At 44.4% G+C, this 18,993-nt stretch carries 13 protein-coding genes; 9 read left to right on the forward strand and 4 right to left on the reverse strand.

All coding sequences use genetic code 11. From position 1 onward, the window contains the following. Nucleotides 1-17: 17 nt before the first annotated feature. Nucleotides 18-767, reverse strand: coding sequence for a glycosyltransferase family 2 protein (locus NMG48_RS10355; RefSeq protein ID WP_271255139.1), 750 nt, complete (start codon nt 765-767; stop codon nt 18-20). 11 nt (nt 768-778) lie between these two features. Then, nucleotides 779-2,038, reverse strand: a complete 1,260-nt coding sequence (locus tag NMG48_RS10360; protein WP_271255140.1) for a glycosyltransferase 87 family protein — start codon at nt 2,036-2,038, stop codon at nt 779-781. Nucleotides 2,039-2,320: 282 nt separating this feature from the next. Between NMG48_RS10360 and hpsA the strand changes: the two genes are divergently transcribed. The 5 genes from hpsA (at nt 2,321) to NMG48_RS10385 (ending at nt 14,623) form a co-directional block, all read left to right on the forward strand. Continuing rightward, nucleotides 2,321-10,759, forward strand: a complete 8,439-nt coding sequence (gene hpsA, locus NMG48_RS10365; RefSeq protein WP_271255141.1) for a hormogonium polysaccharide biosynthesis protein HpsA — start codon at nt 2,321-2,323, stop codon at nt 10,757-10,759. 167 nt (nt 10,760-10,926) lie between these two features. Beyond that, nucleotides 10,927-11,616, forward strand: coding sequence for a prepilin-type N-terminal cleavage/methylation domain-containing protein (locus NMG48_RS10370; RefSeq protein WP_271255142.1), 690 nt, complete (start codon nt 10,927-10,929; stop codon nt 11,614-11,616). A gap of 86 nt (nt 11,617-11,702) precedes the next feature. Continuing rightward, nucleotides 11,703-13,049 carry a hormogonium polysaccharide secretion pseudopilin HpsC gene (hpsC, locus tag NMG48_RS10375; protein WP_271255143.1) on the forward strand — a complete coding sequence of 449 codons (1,347 nt, stop codon included), beginning with the start codon at nt 11,703-11,705 and terminating at the stop codon, nt 13,047-13,049. A 71-nt stretch (nt 13,050-13,120) separates the two neighbouring features. Continuing rightward, on the forward strand, nt 13,121-13,669 hold the full coding sequence (locus NMG48_RS10380; RefSeq protein WP_271255144.1) for a pilus assembly FimT family protein: 549 nt from the start codon (nt 13,121-13,123) through the stop codon (nt 13,667-13,669). A gap of 360 nt (nt 13,670-14,029) precedes the next feature. Further along, nucleotides 14,030-14,623: a type II secretion system protein gene (locus NMG48_RS10385; protein WP_271255145.1), complete on the forward strand. Its 594-nt coding sequence runs from the start codon at nt 14,030-14,032 to the stop codon at nt 14,621-14,623. A 10-nt stretch (nt 14,624-14,633) separates the two neighbouring features. Here NMG48_RS10385 and NMG48_RS10390 read toward each other — a convergent pair whose 3' ends face one another. Together NMG48_RS10390 and NMG48_RS10395 are read right to left on the reverse strand one after the other, a co-directional pair. Then, complete coding sequence (locus NMG48_RS10390) at nt 14,634-15,344, reverse strand: hypothetical protein (RefSeq protein ID WP_271255146.1); 711 nt, start codon at nt 15,342-15,344, stop codon at nt 14,634-14,636. After that, nucleotides 15,341-16,237, reverse strand: a complete 897-nt coding sequence (locus NMG48_RS10395; RefSeq protein ID WP_271255147.1) for an ABC transporter permease — start codon at nt 16,235-16,237, stop codon at nt 15,341-15,343. Before NMG48_RS10395 ends, NMG48_RS10390 begins: the two co-directional genes overlap by 4 nt. Nucleotides 16,238-16,704: 467 nt before the next feature. On the opposite strand from NMG48_RS10395, the gene NMG48_RS10400 reads away from it, so the two are divergent. The 4 genes from NMG48_RS10400 to NMG48_RS10415 all read left to right on the forward strand — a co-directional run bounded on the left by NMG48_RS10400 (nt 16,705) and on the right by NMG48_RS10415 (nt 18,986). Then, complete coding sequence (locus NMG48_RS10400; protein WP_271255148.1) at nt 16,705-17,409, forward strand: GDSL-type esterase/lipase family protein; 705 nt, start codon at nt 16,705-16,707, stop codon at nt 17,407-17,409. A gap of 130 nt (nt 17,410-17,539) precedes the next feature. Then, entirely contained in the window at nt 17,540-17,848 is a 309-nt protein-coding gene (locus NMG48_RS10405) for a hypothetical protein (RefSeq protein WP_271255149.1), read from the forward strand. Then, nucleotides 17,845-18,216: a toxin-antitoxin system TumE family protein gene (locus NMG48_RS10410; RefSeq protein WP_271255150.1), complete on the forward strand. Its 372-nt coding sequence runs from the start codon at nt 17,845-17,847 to the stop codon at nt 18,214-18,216. The genes NMG48_RS10405 and NMG48_RS10410 overlap by 4 nt, the downstream gene beginning before the upstream one ends. A gap of 176 nt (nt 18,217-18,392) precedes the next feature. Then, entirely contained in the window at nt 18,393-18,986 is a 594-nt protein-coding gene (locus tag NMG48_RS10415) for a Uma2 family endonuclease (protein ID WP_271255151.1), read from the forward strand. Nucleotides 18,987-18,993: the final 7 nt, after the last annotated feature.

Consider the following 18,993-nt stretch of genomic DNA (forward strand, 5'->3'; position numbering starts at 1 on the left):
TTTGCGGTCTTCTTTTTCTAGGTTTTAACGACATCGGCGATCGCGATATGATCGCGGCATTCCTGTTTGAGTTGCCAGCATTCCCAAAACATTTTCAGGATGACTTTGATATTTGCCCCCGTCGCTACGCCAAATTTGCGAGGAAAATGCCGTACAGGTAGTTCAATGATTGGCTCAAGCATAGGCAATTGCTGCAATTTTAAGAGAAATTCAGCGCTAAATAAGGCTCCATCGGACTTGATCGGTCTAATCGCTTGATAAATGCTACGGGGAAATAGTTTAAAGGCACAGTCAATATCTCTGACTTTGATGCCTAGTACCCACTGAATAAAAATGTGATAGAGCCAAGCATTTAGCGATCGCACAAATACATCGGCACGTTTTGCCCGATAGCCAATTACGACTTGCGAATGATGCTGTGAATTTTGAATATAAGGCAGAAAACTATCGAGGTCGCTAATGGCAAATTGCCCATCACCATCGGTCAGGAAAATATATTCATGGAGAGCCTGATCAAATCCACTGCGTAGGGCTGAGCCATATCCTAAATTGTGGGGATGATTAATTAGGCGAATCCTTGAGTTTTGGGAGGCTAACTTCATGACGATCGCCTTAGTTGCATCGATAGACCCATCATTTACCACAATAATTTCATATTGCATCGGGCGATCGCTCAAGTAATCAACGGCATTGGCAATCACCCGACCAATATTTTCCGCCTCGTTATAGGCAGGAATTACTACAGACAGAGATAGTGAATGGTTCATAGGTGAATAGCTCATAGTGCTGAAAGTTTGTTTGGCAATGGTTGCGATCGGAAGGTGTGGGAAAGAAGGACTACAAATAAGATGACGTTTAAGGCGCTTACTGTGTAGATTACGCTCTGAAACCACATTGTGGGAATCGTATTAAATAAAGCTTCATGGTTATAGCGCAGATAAACGTAGCCCACATTTATCGCCCCCGTAACCGTAAAGCCCCCATAGATCCATTTAATTGTGGGAATCACCGCAATCGCGATCGCCAAAAAAGCTAGTCCATACAACATATAACGTTCGTGCATTCGGGTCGGCAACATAAAAAATCCGATCAGTAATGTGGAGATCGCGAGAGCTTGAGCACCAAAATGACGCTGCTGATAGAGAAATATCCCCAACCACAGCATAAGGATTCCCAAAAAGGCTAAACCAATTACCTTGTAGTTAATTCCCAGAAATTTTGTATAGTCCCGTTCCCAATTTGCCCAACCCCAAATATTAAAAGCATTCACCGAGGCAAAGTCATAATAATCGGCAGTACTTTGCAAACGTTGGTAGAGCGCTAAAAATGGTGTAGCAAGACCATCTTTTAGCCCATAAAATGGCTCTACGATTAGCCAGATCAGGGCAAGTCCCCCAATTGCGATCGCCACCCATTTCCACCAAGCTTGTCGAAACCATTGCGAAAGTACCAAAAATGGCGCAAGAAAAAGTCCCTGCGGTTTAAAGATCACCATCACCGCAATTAAGAGTCCCGATCTAACCAAATAATTTTGTTGAATTAAATAAAAAGCTCCTAACATCAACAAAATCATTACCCCGTCAACCTGTCCCCACAGTGCTGATACAAACAACATCAATGGATTAAAGGCGTAGAAGAGAGCGAGTTTATGGGCATTGTGCAGTGAAGTATGCGGTTTGAGGATTTGGGCAATCAACCATGCCGCGCTGATATCCGCCAATATCGGTGGTAACTTAATCATTGCCATGAATAATAATCCATCCCGATGACTCAGAGTTGGATCAACAAGCTGATAAATCTTGCCAATCAGCCACAGTATATAGAGATAGGCAGGGGGATAGTCGCAGTTGGAGTAGCCATAGAAATGGGATATACCTTGCTGCACTAAATCTAGTGACCAAGCCTTAAAGAGATTCATATCAATCCAAAAGGCTATGGGAAAACTGATCAATATCAGGCGAAAAACTAGGGCGATCGCCAATCCTAGATGAAACCGACGGGAATCTAGTTCTAATGGGGCTTTTGCAATATTGGTCATTTTTTCGGATCTGTCACCAGACAAGTAATATAGCAATCGCTAGTCCAGAAAATCGGAACAATTGATTAATTGTCTCTATATGATCAGCAAAGATGAGTGGCGGCGCTTTGCGCCGCCACTCATCTTTACCCTAAGCAAAACTTTCGTTGCTATAGCAGCATAGGTAATGTGGCGCATCATCCCATCTTGAGGACTATGCCTGTTTTTTGATCAGATCAAAATATTTGCAACTTTTACAACTTGCTTGGGTAATATATTTCAGTCAGGTTGGTAGAAACTTTTATGTCCGACTCCAAGCAAAGCCGCAAACTCAATCGTTTTTTTGCCGAATTTCTTGCCAAGATTAGAAAATGGCTAAACAAAATCGGCAGCCCAATTCGGATTAGTCGCCGCTTTATCCGTCTATTGCTCAATGGCAGTAGTGGAAAAAAACGCAAGGCGGGCGGTTTCATCTTGCCAACTGTGACTTTGGTGACTTTAGTTGTCAGCTTGCTGGTAGTCTCCACAGTTGCCCGCTCAACTGACCGTGCTAGAGAAGCTTCTAATGCTCGAGTTGAACAAGTATATCGCAGCGCTAACTCGGCGATTCTCGATCGCGCTAGGGCAAAGATTAGCGCCCTAATCGAAGATCCCACTCTACCTGGGGGAACTCCACCTGAATCTTCCCTCTACCAAGCTATTACTAGCGACAATGGTAACTACACCTTTGCCGATGAAGTTCGCCTCCAAATCGTCGATCCCGCAGTAAAATCTCCATCTAACGTCATTAACTGGGGAGCAGTTGCGATCTCTGATAATGATGCTGTTGGTACGACTTGGAAGTTCCCTGTTGATACTGACAGCAATGGTAAGTTTGACTCCTTTGCAATTTACACTATTCTGTTCCGTACAACGCCACGGGATACGGTTACTAACCTCAATACCCGTGCGGTTAGCCCAATCGAAGTCCGCACACCACCGATGGACAATGGGGTGCTAAGTGGTGCTTGTGTAAATGCGGCTTCCTCTGGTGCTAGTACGACGGAAGGTTGGGTAACGACATCGGATAACGCTCTCAAAAAGAGTTTCTTTGTCTATGCACTAACGGTTCCAATTACTACGCCACTCAATGATCCATCTAGCCCTCTTACCGCAGCAGAGCAAGCGGGTGGAGCCTTTGAAACTTATGCTGGTAATCCATCTTTCAGTGCGCTCGAACTCCAACAAGACCGTGCGCGATCGCCTCAAAATAATAATGCGGTTTGGTTTGAAGGGGACTTAGAAATATCACGGGCAGCAGCCTTTGACTTGAACGGAAGAATCTATACAGCTGGGAATCTGATGTTGGGGGTTGAAAGTTCTCCGATCAGGCTTTTCCAAGTTAGTAGTCCTTCTTCTTGCTATTACAAAGAAGAAAATAGCAAAATTTCTGTAGCAGGGAATGTTGTTGAAGGGGATGCTCTCGTTAGTGACAACTCATTGAGTGTAAATTCAACGGTTGGGGTGCATTTGTTCCGAGGAGGTGGGGTAGATCCTACGGGTGGGAATCCTAATACTTTGGTTGGAACTAATGCTGGAGCTGCTGCAGGACAAATCAAGATTATTGATAACTCAACCCAAAGCGTAGAAGACAATGATTCAAATCGGGGACGTGATGTTGCTTTTAATGACTTTGCCTATAACTTTCGGGTAGATGCACTGGTTAACTTAGCTGATGCCACATTTTCAGGGGCGAATGTCATTACTTCAGGATTACCTTCCTACGCATCGATTACAGATAAGGATGTTCTGACCAGTGATCCACTGCCTGTCAAGTTAGATATTGTGAAGCGAGTAATTGATGAAGGTCTTACTACAGAAGCTGACTTTAGAGTTGCTCGCAGAAAGGCTTTAGATGCCTATTTTAGATTGCGGACACGCAAAGTTCCCTATCGTGAAGTTCCCTATGGTGCTTCCGATAGCGTAATTTACGGTGGAGTTACACCCGCAATTACTACAGTTACCACAGCTAGCGGGTCAGAATGGCAGCCTCCAATCGAGTGGATGTTTCCTGCCTATTCCAATGCAGCTCCAATGACAGGAGATGTCTCTGTAGCCGCCGATCTCGTGAATATTAAGGCTGGTAAATCTTTAATAAGAGGAAGTGCTGGCACAAATCCAACTACGGTTCCGCCTACAGTGGCAAAAATTGGTGACTTGACCCTAGGAAAAACCAGTACGATTTCATCAGCATCGATCGCTGCTTTGCCTGCCACCAAGCCCGAAGATGAGAAGGTTACTTACGAGCAATTTTTGGGCGATCGCGTATTAGTTGGTAATAACTTACCTGCACTATGGCTCAAAAATGATGGTGGCATCAATCGCTATGTAGGTTTGACGGAGGCAAATTACCTCACCAGTAACGATTCAATTCGCTGGAACAATACGGAGACTTCGGCGATCGCTGCCTCCACTGCTAACAGTCGCTATCGCTTTACCCAATCAAATTCGCTCAAGTCTTTGGGTGTGTCAGATCGAGGCGGTTTCTGGGAACTCAATGCGGCTGACAACCCCGGATTTGACGCTACTGGTAAGTCAACTCCCACCACCACACCAGTTAGTGGTGGTCTCAGAGTTGTTACTAGTGCAGGGGTGTATAGTCGTAAAGCAACCCAAACATTTCTACCCGCGCCACCTGCTTTAGTTGATAACCCGATTACCTCTAATGACACTTCCACTTCATCACCAGAATCTGATTTTCGTTACAGATTAAATGAAGCGAATTTCCCAGTTGTCTGGAGTGATGCGATGCCAATGACTGGCTCGGTCAAACTAGATACTTCCGTAACTCCTAATGTCTATCGTCCTTGGAATTGGACTGCTGGGCGTTGGGCAAATTCTACGGATGCTGCAACTGTTACTATCGATGCTCTGGGCAATACTGCACCCAATCCTGACAATCGGAAGGGTGATTTGCAGATGCGAGCCACTGCGGTCTATCACTACAAAACATCGGCATATGACCCAGCCGCTCCTGCTACATACCAAGCTCCGATCGCCTGTGTCAGTAGCTACTACGATCCCACTAATTCCGTTACTGCTCAAGATGTTTCTGTAGCAGGTGGGCGCTCAAATAATGGATATTCCTATGCTGTTGGTCAAACTGCTGCTAACATCACATCTGGCATCACCTTTACCAATTCAACAGGGCTATTTACAGTCACTTCTGGAGCTGACGATCCTGCGGACGCAGGTGTTGCTCTATCATCTCGTCTGGCATATCAAGCAAACTTAATGTTCCCTAATGGTAGATTTGCCAATGAACCATTACGGAATGCACTCATCAAAGTTTCAGGAAGCCAGACTCTGACTTTGCCTGACCAGTCAGCCATAGACTCGACACTCTGTTCACTACAAATTCTCGATGGAACGATCGCTAAGAGTACGACTCTTTTCCCTAACTTTGCAGTGAAGGAAGCCGCATTCTTAGATGGTCGTGAAGTGAAGGCTCTTAATCAAGATGAGTCATTAACCACACCAATTGCGAATAGTACCAATCGTTCCGATCTCTATAATCTCGAAATAGAACAGCGTGAGCCGCTAGAGATTCGGGTGACGGATCTCGATATGGAAATATTGCGATCGACAACTATCTCAGGGACTAACAACACTACTAATGGCGTAAATCCAGACTACTTACTACCCTACAGTGGCGTTGTCTATGCGACTCGTGATGATTCACTACCTGACCTCAGTTATTTTGATACTGACACAAGCGGAAATCCTGTCACTACTTTGATGAGCAAGCGGCGATCGCTAAGTTCAACCGATTTTCGTCTTGATCCCTCCCGTCGCCCCAATGGCATTCGTCTACGGAATGGAACTCGTCTCTGGCGTGGTACTGGTACTACGCAGCCAAATTATAGTACAGCCACCCAAGGCGAAAAGGGATTGATTTTAGTTTCTAACGATCCTGTATATGTCAAGGCTGACGGTGGTGGATTTAACCTGCATACGGCTGAGGAGTTTACAACTGCACTGGCTAGTGATTGGAGTAATTTCTACACTCGAACCACTCTAAATCCTAACTTTGCCTATCGTCCAGGACAGGCTCAAGCCTCATCAGGAGGATCTGGTGGTGATCAATGGCGACCAGCGACGGTAATTTCTGATGGTATTACGGTGCAGTCGGGTAGCTTCGCAGAAGGTTTCCGCGATCAAGGTGACTATGACCTTCGCAATAACCGTAACTCCTCGACCAATACGAACTGGGAAGATCGCAGTCAAACTACTAAATTACTCAGTCAAACGGTTGGGTTAGGCAGTGCTTCTCTCTCAGAGCGCCAAGATTTACCATCGATCAAGCGCCTGAGTATGGGCTTCTTGAACAATAACTTTGTCACTAGTTACAACTGGCTGCCTGATGCAACTGTTGCCGATACAATCTCAGGAAATTCGGGAACCTACCCCGCCTTTACCGCTCTTGGTGCTGCAACTGCTACCTCTGATGTTGACTCCAATCTCTGGCCTGGACTGGGTAGCACGAACACTAATAGTTATCTCTCTAATGGTGTCACTCCTGTCCAGCGTCGGGTGATCTTTGGTGAATATGGCATGGAGATTTGCCGTAAGGTTCCTGCCTCGGAATGTACTTTTAGTGATTGGGTCAAAGATGGTGCAGGGACAACAGCACTACCAAATGCTACTGGTACGACTGCACCAACACCAGCGGCTGCACCTCGATATATTGCGTCTGCGGATGAGCGGTTCCCCCGTCGTTTGTCATTCTTGCGCTATGACGATATCTATAATGATGGGAACCAAGCACTTATCATGGCAGCAGGTTCTTGTCCTGACCTCAACAACTGGTGGCCGATGCCCATTGGTGTTGTTAATGGGAATACTGATGCAACGGCGGCTTCTAATGCTGGCTATACCTATCCACAGGTACTAGGCGATCGCACTACACCCTTTAGTCTGTCTAACAGCACCGCCTATGGCAATGTTGGCTGTCCTTCAATACATCCTGTAGTCAGATTTGATAACAATAATGACATTGGTGACGTTGAGGGTAGAAGTATCTATACCTTGCCCCAAAGTCCTCCTGATGCGGGTGACCCCTTGCTTTCAGGCGCAATCACATCTTCTAACCCTCAGAACCCACCTCTACGCCAAGGTGATCTCCCCACAAGTTATCCTGCCCCAACTACTGCTAATACAACAGCATCCGACTATGTAAAGACCAATGACTATGCCCCGATTGTGGCTAGTGGCAATCTGCCCGAACCAAACTTTATTGTTCCTAATACCAATAACTCTACCGACAACCCCGTCACATGGCCCGGACATACCAAACGAAATGTTGTTCGTCAGTATCCTCCAGCCACTGGCACAAGTACAACTCTAGCTACTAATGATGGATCAGGCAATACCGCTTCCAATCCTCCGACAAACCTAAGATTGAACAATAACGCTATTTATCGCCCCTATACATTTAGGGTAATTGTTGATAATCCCAACACTGCGAATAACAGCGATCCAGCTACTGGAACTCCTGCAACTCCGATCACCGTGGAGATTTCTACGGAAGATCCTAATCCCACCTCATTAACGGGATTGGATAGTAACGCATCACATATTGCTAAGCGCGGACTGTACTTAGGCACAGGGGCAACAGGGCTGCAACCTCAGGTGAAAAACACTTCCTATGGAGGTAGTGCTACTCAAACTACGCCTGCTAATCAGATTGGGCTTGAAGAAGCGATCACCGCTCGTGGATCTGGTACTGGTACTGACTATCTCTCGACTATTTATCGATGGAATGGTACAACTTGGGTTCCTGCCGACTATGTGGGTACTCCTGCGGCGGGCGGTAAACAAGTTCTCAAATTCCCCGACACCACTAATCCTCAATGTTCAGCAATCACTTCTGGCACTACTACCTGTTTCCAATGGGTAACAGTCTTGGTTGTCCGCGATAGTGCGGTTGAGGAAAGAGAAAGATTCCGTGTGCGGATTGATAATCCGAATGAGAAGGATACAGGTGCTGTATTAAGAACCGTTACTGCTCCTAGCACCACAAGCAATGCCAATGCTTGGGATTATCGTTGGGTCAGGATTGACAATGACGATGCGCCATCAACTGGTGGAACACCAACACCAACACCAACGCCAACACCAACGCCAACGCCAATCCCAACGCCAACACCAATCCCAACGCCAACACCAGTACCAACACCAATCCCAACGCCAACACCGAAACCAACACCAACACCAGTACCAACACCAACACCAACACCGAAGCCTGTCACTCCAACACCAGTACCAACACCAACACCAGTAGCAACACCAACACCGAAACCAACACCAACACCAACACCGAAACCAACACCAACACCAACACCAACACCTATTCCTATTGGTCCTGGAACGATCTTCCCTCAAAGAGCCTTTAGTCATACACGCTTGCCATTCTCGGCAATCATGCCTCGTATTCCTGAATCTAGCCCCTTAGCTGCTGCCTATCCCGCAGCTCCTACTGGCACAACTAACTATCCTTTCCCCAGCTATGCAGGATCATCTGGCTATTCATTTGTTCCTAACACTAAAGGCAATAGTGCTTGGGGCGTACCTGTAGCCAACCAATTCCCCGACATTGCCCCTGATCAAGCACCTTATGTCTCTGGTGGTACTGCGGCAACTGAAAATGCTCAGACTCCGATGTTGCCTGGAATGTCTAAGCTTGTTCCTCAGAGGGTAGCGCGATCGCTATGGTATAGAACTACCTCTGCCAACAGCGATCCGACTGGTGATAGTGCTGACACCCAATATGAAAACACGCGCAACCTATTTATCTACAACACCAGCTATGACTCAACCGCAGCTAATCCCGCATCCAATGGCACATTTAACACCAATCAACCTGCGCCATTAATCTTGCCTGAAACAGTTTGTATCAATCCCACAACGGGCTTGGTAGATAAAACCTGTACTGATGCAGGAGCGACCCTCAATCTCAATTTACCTGCTAACACTACATTCCCCAATGGTAGTGCGACCAACCAACCTGCATCGTCATTTACAGTTTGTGGTGCAACGGGTGCTTCACGTCGATATCAAGCAACTCAGCAGCTTGGTACGACATTCCTCAATGACATTACAGGTAATAGTTGTCCGACTACATTGGGCAATCCAAGAAGTGCGATCGTGAGTTTTGCCTCAGGTTTGACTACTACTAACTTCACCACTGGTCAAGCAGTATCGCTGAGTGGGTCTGGTACTACTTGGTCGGTGAATGCCCTTAGCAGCACTAAACCTAATGTCTTAGATTTAACGGCTGCTAATTTCACCTCACTGCTTAATTCGACCCTTACCTTAAATGCCAATGGCAATACCGATCCGACATTCATACTACGCGCACCTGATTCTGCGGATATCACCATTGATGGTTTGTATGTCAAGTTGCAAGGTGTCGATCCTAACAAGGTATTTTGGCTATTCCCTAGATTGGGACCAAAAGCTCTAACGATTCAGGGTACTACTGTTAGCAAACCCACTGTACTGGTCGGTAACTTTATTGGAACGATGCCCGCCACTGGTGGAGCCAGAGATACTGTAACAGGGTTAAATATTGGACCCACTTACAGTGGTCAGGGTGTTGCGATTAGAAGTGCGAGATTCTTAGGATTTAGAGCAGTTAATGTCAAACAAGCTGCGACCGAATCAGCAGTTACACCTGTGGTCTCACCAGCAGCGATCGGAGTTGACTCCACAGCGATGATTACTGCCATGACTACCGTCAATCAGCCCGTCGTTGTTCCCGTGATCCAACTTCACTCACCGATCTCCAAAACAGTCGCAGCTTCTACCCCCGCTGCTACTGCCGCAGCAATGCCACAGCCCACTGGTTATAACCAGAAGTATCTGAATGGTATTAATGGTAATCCTGCCGCCGCCGCAACCCCAGGTGATGGCACAGGTCAATGGACACAGCGAGCAAGTGCCGCTACAGTCAATATTTACTTCGTAGCAGGTAACACCCCATCGCGTTCCTATGTGCCATATACCACATCGGCAACAGCTGTTACACCTAACACAACAATTTATACAGGTGAGACAGGCGGTGGCTTGCACAACTTTGTCCGCTTTATGGAGAACTGGACAGGTCAAACCCTACAGATCTCAGGTGGATTTATTCAAAATACCCGTAGTGTCTTTGCCACTGCACCATTCTCGGCAACTGCACCTTACAGCAGCCTTTCCGTCACTGGATGTACTACGACTTTGTCCTATGCGACCCGTGACACCTGTATTGAGACCAGTAGCGATATGCAGACTTGGTTTACCAATCCTTCTGCCGTTACTGATCCCCTCAGCAACTTTGCCAAGTATTACCAGTCCGTCACAGTGCAGTCAGTGCCTTTCTACTCACCACCTCGCAGAAAATGGGGATTTGACGTTGGTTTGCTAGTCCAACAGCCCGACTTGTTCGCGCAAAGGTTCTCGCAAGCGTTGCCTAACCCCAACGAGTTCTTTAGAGAGGCAACCAAAGATGATCCTTGGATCAAAACTATGCTCTGTGCCTTACAGCCTGATCCCACTAAACTTGAGACAGACAATACCGCAGCCGATATCATCAATGTTGGCTATAAGCAAAAACTAGGTACTAAACCCTCAAATTACACAAGCTATGCACTTGGTAGCAAAGAGCGTCCATCCGATTGCGATACGCTAACTGCAAACAAGGTCTATAATCCTGCTTAGATCCTCTAAAGAAAAAGTGTTTTTTTCATACGTCCTGAGTCTATGAAAAAAACACTTTTAGATCTTTTTTAAATAAGTTCTTGGCAGTAAAATCTAGAGCTTAGAATTTACGGAAAATAACTAAACAGACTAGTTGTATCAATCGCTCCTCATTAAGGTGATCCGCTATGCGAAAAATAAATACTCGTTTATTCCTCATCAAGTATTTGCTATCTACGCAAGCAGGATTTTCGCTGCTAGAGGCTCTTATGGCAGTGGTCGTAGTGAGCATTCTCATGACTGCGATTTTGCCTATGATCGTATTGACTACTGCTACAAGAGTCCAGTCGCGGCGAGTTGACCTAGCTACACAGGCAGCCCGTGGCTATGTCGATGGTGTCCGCTCAGGTGTAATTGACATCACATCGACAGGGGCATCCTTTCCATTTTTGAATACCGACACTGCCCGAAATCAATATTTCCAAAGTACACCAGCACCAAACAATACTAATATCAGTAGTCTGAATGCGATCCAAGGGGTCAAGATAGATACTAATTCCAATGGCTTTAGTATTAATGATCCGCAGGATTTAGTGATTCAGCCGATGCGTACTACTGGTACAGATTTATCAACGCAGGGCTTTTATATGCAGGTGCGGGTATACCGAGCTGATGCTTTTCAACAGGATGCTTCAGGAAATCTCACAGCACTGCAATCAGGACTGACATTGCAGACAGGAAATGATGAGTCAGCCTGTCCAAATGGTCGTCAAACCATCACTAATACTGGCGGAGCCAAAAATTGTCCTTTGGTAATTATGAAGGTTGATATTAATCCTCCAACAAGTACGCTTAGTCAGATTAAAAGTCGTTTATAGAGATGACTTGGATATTTGAAATTTTATAGATTTTTATTGAATATTCATTCTTAATAGCAACTTCTATCCCAACTTTTTGGACTGCCATGATTTTCTCAATACGTAAATTATTCAGGGTTAATCGTTCTTATCAAAGGCTGCATGGCGATCGCCATTTGCGGCTGTGGTTTGAGCTAAAGATATTTTTTAAACGGTTGCTCTCAAGAATATTCACTACAGGCGATCGCTGGACTGCGCGAGTTAAAGGTTTCACTTTAATTGAACTATTGATTGCGATTTTGATGGCTACTGTGATCATTAGTACATTGCTTGCCTTTACCGTCAATATTATGGATACGGATCGCAAGGAACAAGCAAAGGTGGAATCTCAAGGAGAAGTGCAAGCTGCTCTCAACTACATATCTGACGATTTACAAGAGTCTGTCTATATCTATAACGCTGATAGTTTAAATAACAACAGTCCCAACGGGATCAAAGATCAGCTTCCCAGTTTTACTAATAGCACTCCAGTTTTAGTCTTTTGGAAGCGTAAATACTTTGCGCCTACAGATATCGTCAATGTAGGCGGCGCAAACACCAAAGCTGTAGGCTGCTTGGAATATGGAACATCAACGACGAATGGAACTTGTAGTCCAACTACGCCAACTGGATCTGGTCGATATACCTATTCTCTGGTGGCTTACTATCTGATCTATGACAATGCTAATGGCGCAAATACAGACTGGTCTAATGCCGCAAGATTAGGACGTTGGGAAATCAGTGATGGTCTGCGTGCATCTTGCCAAGCGGATTACAATGCTACACCTACAGCTTGTAATGAGCCGAAGCCAATTGACAGGGTGGATGTGACTCCATCGACATCTACTCCATCTTCAGGAGTTAATTTTATTAATTATTGGACTTTACCTGATCGAGGTTTTAGACCATTTGATATTCAAGGTGGAACTTTAGAATTCCTCATGAATAAATGGACAAAAACTAGTGCAGCCTACACTGGTAGTTTGACAACCTTGATAGATTTTATTGATGACACGCCTTACAACACCTTGCAAGACAATACTACCCTTGGTGATACCCCCATTGATATTGTGATTGGTCCAAATACAACAGTTTCAGGTAAGACAGTTAATTCTGACTGTTTGGATCAGGGCAAAGGAGTTGGTGGCACATTAACAGCAGCAAATACAACTACTCAAAGAATTCCTGGTGCATTTTCTACTACTTCCTCTAATGCGGCGGAAAAGCTGAGTAGCTTTTATGTATGTGTGAACTCTAGTCAAAATGTTGCAAGGATCTATTTGAGAGGTAATGCTATAGCAAGGTTGAGACCAAATCAAATCGAAAGTCAAAGAAGTATCTCTACAGACAACACTGCATTTTTAACAACAGGTAATGTCAGAGCTTTTGGACGAGGTAAGGTTTTTACTCAATAGTTTTTTATTTTTCTATTGGGGGACTGCCCCAAGCAAGACCTCAATTCGCAAATCCTTTAGGAGAGATTCCAATGCTGTGGTTATCTAAACATAATAGAAAGTTATTGTTGCTATTAGTACGAAATCGCGATCGCGGCTTTACCTTGATTGAGGTTTTAGCAGTATTGGTGATCGTTGGGGTTTTATCAGCGATCGCGGCTCCCGGCTGGCTAGGATTTTTGAATAATAATCGTCTCAGCGCTTCTCAAAGTCGAGTTTTTAGTACGATCAAAGATGCTCAATCTACGGCTAAGAGAACTAATACACCTACAACTTTTACAATCGCTAACTCATCGAATGGAGCTTATGTTGTCACTAGCCGATCACAAGCTCAATATTTAGAACAAGGTGTACAGGTTCTATCGGTTAATAAACAGACTGCACCAACATCGGTTACATTACCATTAACAATTTCGTTTAACGCACAAGGACTGCCTACTACGGTTAATAATGCTGCCTTTACTGATTTTCCCCTGCGGATCACTTTAAATACTCCCGATACTCCCAACCGCAAACGCTGTACCACGATCACGACAATTTTGGGTTCAGTCAAATCAGGATCTGATACAGACTGCCCTTAAAATTAACGTCATTTCGACGAGGGCAGAAAATGGAAAAAATCGCTAAGCGATTTTTTCCATTTTCTGCCATTTGTGCGGCGCGAAGCGCCGCACAAATGGCGTTATCGAACTTACATTAAAATTAACCTCAGTTCGGGTTAAGCTGGCAAATTTTAAAAGCCCAAAAGAAAAAGCTTTGCTACGCAAAGCTTTTTCTTTTGGGCTTTGAGAGAGGGTTTGCGTAGCAAACCCTCTCTCAAAGCCCGTTTCAAAATTATCCCGAACTCGCGTTAAAATTATCTGTAAATAGAGTGTAAATATAGGAATAATTTGCTAAACTGACAATTACCCGATAATTACACTTAAAAGTCATAAGATACTATGTTACGGACTGTGAGGGGATATCGCCAAAGAAGCCGCGATCGCCATCGTAAAGTTAGGGGCTTTACACTACTGGAAATCTTAGTTGTCATCGCAATCATCGGCATTTTAGCGGCGATCGCGTCTCCCTCTTGGCTAGGCTTTGTCAACAACCAAAGGTTAAACGCTACCCAAAGCCGTACTGTTAGCATTTTGCGCTTAGCTCAGAGTAATGCCAAACGGAGCAACACAATGTGGCAGGCTTCTTTTAGAAATACGCCCAATGTTTCTCAATATGCAGTGCATCCTGCGCCTACTGCCAATACCAATCAAGCATATTGGGATAATCTACCTTGGCAAAACTTTGACGAAGGAGTGCGGATTGTCGAGAATACAGAAACTCCACCCAAGACAACATTGACGCAATTGACGGCAGTTCCTGAGCCAGATGTATATCGTGTACAGTTTACAGAACAGGGGAATCCTAATGGAATTGGAGAATTGGGACGGATTACGTTTGTCGCTAGAGTGGGCGATCGCAAAAAATGTGTGATTATTTCAACTTTACTAGGCTCAATGCGCCAAGCTGAAAGTTCGGGATGCAATCAAACTTAGCAAAATATCTTTATCTCTTTCGAGGTTTAGGAATAATTGTCTCAATGGGTAAATCTTCGCTCAATAGATAGGTAACGGCTTTATCACTAAGGAGCATGGCTTTGGAGAGAAGCGATCGCGCAGTGCTATGGTCAGGTAAATATAGCTTGAGGATTTTGCGCTTGATTAATGGAGCTGTTGTGGAAAGTTTACTTCTAGCATTGCGCCACTCGGCATCAGAGCGACAAAATAGGCGCAGAGCAAGATCAACTGTTGGCTGTCGGCAGTTGGTATCGTCATTATTCAAAAACGTAAAGAGTCTTTCATAACGACGGCTAATTTCGGGGGCAAGGCAGAGAATGAGTAGATCGCGCTCGAAATGACCTAGCTCTAAGCGATCGCACAGGGTCGGAATTGCTAAGCGAATATTATGGTGTTGGCTTGCTTCAAGGCGATCTCCATAGCGTCCGAGGGGATGGTGAATTTGGGGCGGGTGATTAGGAACTAAACTGCCACCTTTAGAAGGATCGATCGCGATAAAGCCTTTCCACCAATGACTGGTCGAGCGATCAATAGTTGACTTTGCCACACGATCAACCTCTTGATTAGTTTGACGTTGTTTTGATAGCGATCTCATCAACACACGATCAAGCCATGCCAGTTCCGCCTTGAGATACGACCAGTTATCCGCAAAGGGCTGCACATCAGGGAAAGTAGGAACTTCACCTGTCTCTGCGATCATGCTACGCCTCGGCGCAAAGTTCCACGAATTAATACCCCTACGCATAAACCAAAGCTCAATAGGGCGATCGCCGCATTAGCGATCGTCATATTTCCCCAAGGGGCTGTAAAGACAACGCTATTCCATGCCCATGTACTGTGGCTATAGACATAGCGAATTGGCTCAATTGCCCAAGATAAAGGATTGAGACTAGCGATCCATTGCAACCAAGTGGGCATAAATGCAAGGGGAGCAAGGGCTGTGCTTGAAAACATCAAGGGCAAATTAACTAAGAAAATAAAGGCAAGCATCTCTTGATGACCCGGCATCGCAAAAGCGAGACCTAGACTCAACATCGTAAAGTCAATAATTAGCAAAATCAAAATCAAGGACATAACGCCTAAACCGCTTAGACTGGGCAGCCCCGCCCCCATCAAACCACTCACTGAGACGATCGCTAGGGTTTGCACCATACTCAAAGCGATAATAAAAATTGCTGAGGCGACAATAATCGAAAATCGCGATACGAGTGGTGCAACTAAGATGCGATTTAAAAAGCCAAATTCGCGATCGAATAACATTGGCAATCCCGAATTCAGAGCGCTACTAAAGGCTGTAAAAACAATTATTCCCGCCGCTAAAAACTGTACATAGGTCTGACCATCACCCACTAAACCTTTAGGCAAACCACTAAACAATGCTCCAAACAGCAGCAACCACATTAAAGGTTGTAATACCCCTGCAATTAGTGTTGTCGGACGACGACGCAATTGGATAAATAGACGCTTGGTTAAGGCTGATACTTCTTGCCGAAAATCTGCCGACCATACAGTGGGTTGAGGGCTTTCGGGCGTAGCGAATTGCTGGATTTGTGTTTCTTGGGTTGATAAAGGTGGAAGGGAGGTTTGAGTCATATCGTTAATCTGCACAAATTTAGCCACATCATCCATCATAACGTTTTGTCAGGGAATCACTTCGCGATCTCAGCTAACTCACAATTACAGCGCTTTGCGCTGACTTGAAGCCTAGAGGAATTTTTGAAAGCGCAGCTTTGCCACGTTTTCAAAAATTTCTTTGTGCTAACTAATTTAAGCCTCAACAGGCTGTAACTAAGGATTCTCCGCTTGAGATTTTTTGTGGTGCGGCAAAGCTACACTACAAAAAATTGGTTCTTTAAGTAGGTGGACGCAATTAAATATAAAATCCCAAAACCTGTGGTGCACGCTGCGCGTGCGCCACAGGTTTTAGCTCTGATTTTTAATTATGCCTAGCTACTTACATCCAGACAAAGAAATATTAGGTAAAAGTACTTGGTTGCGCTAATCTAGGTTTAGTTTTGTAAAGTCACTAATCCGTCACTTTTTCCTAAGCACATTTTCTGATGACAGCCTTAAACCTTTTGCAAGCTCCGAATACTCCTTCTCGCGCTCAGCAACCTCTGAGGATTACAGCTTTTGGCGATAGCATTATCTATGGCTATGGCGATCCTGTTAATGGTGGCTGGGTAGAGCAACTGCGGCGGCAATGGATGGGGACAGCCGCAGGTCATGTTCTCTACAACTTAGGAGTCAGAGGTGATACGGCTGCCCATGTCAATCAACGCTTAGAGCGCGAATTTTTACTGCGGGGTGAACTTCGCAATAAGCTTCCTGATTTGATGATTTTGTCTGTTGGGGTGAATGATTCCGCAAGAGTTGCCAAGCGCGAAGGCAGAAGCATTACCGATTACGATCGCTTTACTTTAGAGATGGTTAACTTGCTCGACAAAGCACAGAGTCTCTGTCCCGTGATCTTTGTGGGCATGGTTCCCGTTGACGAATCAAAAATGCCTTTTCTCGATTGCTTACATTTCAATCACGAAGATCAATTCCGCTATAAGGAATTCACAAAATCCGCTTGTCAAATGCGAGATATTCCCTACTTAGATATCTTCGATCTATGGCAAGAACGGGGACAAACTTGGATGGGCGATCGCATCTGTCAGGATGGTTTACACCCAAATACTAATGGTTATCTGGCGTTGTTGGAGGATATTCGTAACTGGCAGCCATTAATGCAGTTGGAACAACTGGGATCTGTAGCCTAAGTTGATGTCGAGATACTTACTCAAGCATCAGGCGATCTCCTACTTCCCAATCAATGCTGGGTCTAGGACAGAATTTATTTTGTTATACTTACAACAATAATTGTGAATAAATAGGGAGGCAGGGATTAACATGCTAGATTTCCAGCTATCTGTACAACCACAAACAGAACGAAGACTAAAAAAAATCCTTAGCCAAGTTCAAAATACAGAAGCATTTGCTCTAAATATTATTGCTTACCAAGTTTCTGAACTCCAAAAGGGAATTCTAAATCTGCGTCTGGAATTAGATGATTTTGAGAGAAAATATAATATGACATCTGCCGAGTTTCATCAAAGCTTTTCGGATGGGCGTTTAGAAGATGAAGCGGATTTTATGATATGGGCGGGACTGTATGAAATGCTTTGTCAAAATCAGGTACAGCTTAGCGAACTACGATGATTGAAGATTATTTTGTGCAGCTTGAAGAGATTATCAAAGAGTTTCCCAATATACGCTTTGTCTCAATAACCAAAAAAATTTACAACATTTCGCAGGGGTATATTAGTGGTTCAATTATTTTTGAGAATAATTATCGCTTAGACTTTGTGGAAGTCAAGAATATTGAAGTTCTGAATAAAATAAAATATCGATATCATTACATGAATGATGAGCAGGTAATGATTTTTCGCTATGATAATGCTCCTCATCATGCAAATATTCCTACTTTTCCACATCACAAGCATGATGGAGATAATATTAGAGAAAGTGCTGAACTAAGTTTAGATCAAGTGCTTTTAGAAATATCTCGTCATCAGAGACAGCTATGAATATACATATCGCCCAGAAATGTAATGTAAGTAGCGAAGAGGGTAGAGCATTTGCAAATAGAGATTTTGGTGGGAAATTGAGGAATAGTAGTGCAAATGCTCAACCCCTACGTTAATTTTTGGCATATAGATTTGATCGATTAAAATGGGGGGTAATCTCTTACTACCCTAACAATATGATTGCAGCTAGAGACAACTTCCCTCAACTCACTCCTCAAGAATACTTTGCTTGGGAAGAAAAGCAACTACATAAGCATGAGTATATCGAAGGTGAAATCTATGCTATGAGTGGCGGTAGTGTTAATCATGGACGTATTGCTATTAGATTTACTAGCTTATTTGAGTCTCATCTAGAAGGGAGTAGCTGTATTGTCGGTAACTCTGATATCAAGGTGAAAATAGCTAAATCCGAAAAATATACTTATCCTGATGTCAGCGTCACCTGTGATGATCGCGACAAAACTACCACTCAATACATTACCTATCCATCTCTAATCGTTGAAGTTTTATCACCCAATACTGAATCCTATGATCGCGGTGGGAAGTTCAGACTATATCGTAACAATCCTGTATTAATAGATTATTTACTGGTTAGTTCCACCAGCATCGAAATAGACCTCTATCACAAAAAAGATAATGGGGAATGGATAATTATTAACTATCAAGAAGGTGACATGATCGAGCTAAAGAGCATTAATCTCATCTTTGCGATCGCCCAAATTTACCGAGGACTCACCCTGACTCCAGAAGATGATTTAGCGCAGGCTTAGCCTATGC

Source organism: Pseudanabaena sp. Chao 1811 (assembly GCF_027942295.1).
Taxonomy (GTDB): domain Bacteria; phylum Cyanobacteriota; class Cyanobacteriia; order Pseudanabaenales; family Pseudanabaenaceae; genus Pseudanabaena.